General features: G+C 46.8%; 2 protein-coding genes. Both read right to left on the reverse strand.

Annotated elements, in window-relative coordinates; genetic code table 11:
• The coding region (locus AC1DND_RS24990) for a carboxypeptidase-like regulatory domain-containing protein (protein WP_477585251.1) at nt 1-1,144 on the reverse strand (1,144 nt) is incomplete at its 3' end.
• Nucleotides 1,145-1,160: 16 nt separating this feature from the next.
• Nucleotides 1,161-2,486: a TlpA family protein disulfide reductase gene (locus tag AC1DND_RS24995; RefSeq protein WP_477585252.1), complete on the reverse strand. Its 1,326-nt coding sequence runs from the start codon at nt 2,484-2,486 to the stop codon at nt 1,161-1,163.
• Nucleotides 2,487-2,691: the final 205 nt, after the last annotated feature.

Raw genomic sequence — 2,691 nt, forward strand, 5'->3', positions numbered from 1 at the left:
ACTGTCCGCCGTTAAAGGTATAGCGGTCAAAACCGTTTCCTACCAGGTTATCCTGGTTATGGTCATATCCTCCCGACAGGTTAAAGCGCTGGATTTCGCTGCCACCACTAAAATTCAGGGCATACTGCTGGTTAATACTTTTACGGTAAAAATAGTTGTCAAAGTCATTCCGCACATCATTTGAAGCTAAAGCACTAATCTGCGCATCAGCCTGATCCGCTGAGATTTTACCATCCCTGCGGGCAATCAGCAGTTCCACTACCGGCGTTATCGCGGGATTATTAAAGCCAGTTTCGGCATTAAGGTAAAAGCCTTTGTCAAAAAGTGCTTTTTCGACGCCTATGAAATCTGCAGCAGACATCCTGGGCTGATAAAAAATATCTGGTTTATCACCCATTGTCGCATTGGCATTAAAGCCGACTTTCAGGGGCTGGCTATAACGTCCTTTTTTGGTTGTAATCACAATCACACCGTTTCCGGCACGGGAACCCCAGATGGAAGCCGCAGCAGCATCCTTGAGCACTGAAATGCTCTCTACATCATTGGGATTAATATTATTGATATCCCCATCATATGGAAAATTATCCAGTACAATCAATGGACTGGAATTGCCATATATGGTATTTTGTCCCCGCACACTAATCAGGCCCGCCCCTGCCGACCTGCCTTTGTTGAAAAGCAGGCCAGGAGTGACATCTTCCAGCCGTTCCAGCACGCCTGTGCTCACCCTGCGGTTGAGCAGTTTGTTATCCACCTGAACAAAAGATCCTGTGGCCCTGCCGGCAGGCAGAGTCTGATAACCGGTAGAAACGACCACTTCATTTAATTGTGCTGTTGCAGCAGCCAGTATAATCAAGACCGGCTTATCGTTAGCGGATACCTTCAGGCTCACCTGCTGATAGCCAAGATAGGTTACCTGTAGGTTGACGCCGGAAAGTGTGGTCTTTAAAGCGAAACTTCCCGTCTGGTCAGTCAGGACCGCCTCACCGGATTCTTCCATTTTAACGGTGGCTCCAATCAGGGGAATCCGCCCGTCAGCCGCCACAACTTTGCCCTTTATTTCTTTTATGGGCTGTTGGGCATTGAGCGGTAAACTGTAAAGCAGAAACAGCGTAGCGAGATATAGTATAATAATTTTCTTCATAATTAAAATTTGTGCGTTAGCGTTTACGGATAATGAGCATTTCGATCTCTGCAGGCTTTTCAACAAAGCGCAGGTCATAGCGGGCGAGCGCTTTATTGATCTGCTCAATACTGCCCGTATTGGCCGTGAACTCCAGGTCAACCATGCCTGTATATCCGGTCTGGTCAATCATCGGAAGTGGATTCCCTTGTAACGGAACCTGTAACCTTTCAATGAAAACAGAGAGGAAGCAACTCGTTAATTTGCATCCAAAGCCGTCTACGTAAACCGAGGGCTGCCCACCCGAGGTACGGAGTTTATCTGTTGAAGAGGTGCGCACCAATGCCAGCGCCTTTACTTTCCTTTTTTCCAGTCCTACCCGGTAATCCGAGAAAAATCCCTTGAGCTCATCCTGCATCAAGGCATATGTCCGAGCGCTGGATTGCTGGTTAATCATGAGCTCATAACAATATCCCCTGCCCTGCTTCAACCAGTCCAGAAAATCTGCGCTGACTAGCTTTTTGGGCTCAAATTCTTCCACCAGTCCATCTTCGAGCACCGTTTCTTTTTTTTCTTTTTTATAGGCTATCCGGAACAGTTCGGGAATGGTCAGGTTACGCCCGGTAATGCGTCTCACAGGTCCTCCTGATTGTACGTCTACGTCTTTATAGATCCCGCGGCCGATATTGGTGATATAACCTGAAAGCTGAGATCGAAAAATACCGTTATCGAGATCCTCTCCCTCAAAAAACAAAGGCTTACTGGTATCATAAAGCATTTTCTCATCCTTTTTAACTTTCAGTTCTAACGATCCTGCGGCTAATAAGGCTTTTATATTTTCAGCAGAGATCGCCTGCCGGTCGGTTATGGCCTTTACAACACCATCCCCGCCTATCCATACATAATGCGGGAGGGTCTGATGGGGAAAAAGCCGGACCAGTGTCGTATCTGCTGTAACCATCGGCAGCGACACAGATTTACCGGTCTGCTGCTGCAGCTTTTTATAAAAGGCATCGACCTCTTTAAAGGACTGATAAGCTACCGGGAGGAACTGCACACGGCCGTTAAATTCTTCCTGTAAGGCCTCCATTTTAGGAATCATGGCAATACAGGGCGCACACCATGTTGCCCAGAAATCCACGATGAGCAGTTTGCCCTTAAAGGCTGAAAGCGGCAGGGCTACCGGCGTTTTATCTGATCCATTGAGGCCTGAAATATTCTGTATAAGTACATCCGGCGCCTGCTGCCCTATAGCTAATCCTCGATTATTTGCAGCCCCTGGGGTAACTGATAAGTTTTTATCCTGGGCATGCACCCAAAAAACTGGGCATAGCAGTAGCAGGAAGCATAATTTAAGCTTCATTTTGATTGATTTAAGACGTAAAAAAATTAGAAATTGAACTGTAAAGTCCGTCTATGCCCCTATTCCTTCAATCTTGCCTTGTTCCATCAGCGTCCGCACGGCCGTGACCAAATCGATCAGGCCATCGAAAACATCACTAACTTCCTGTTCACTGATATTAAGTTCCAGAAAACCCTTCTTATCATTCAAGGCGTAACCCTGAAAC

It is taken from the genome of Pedobacter sp. 01N416, assembly GCF_056399685.1.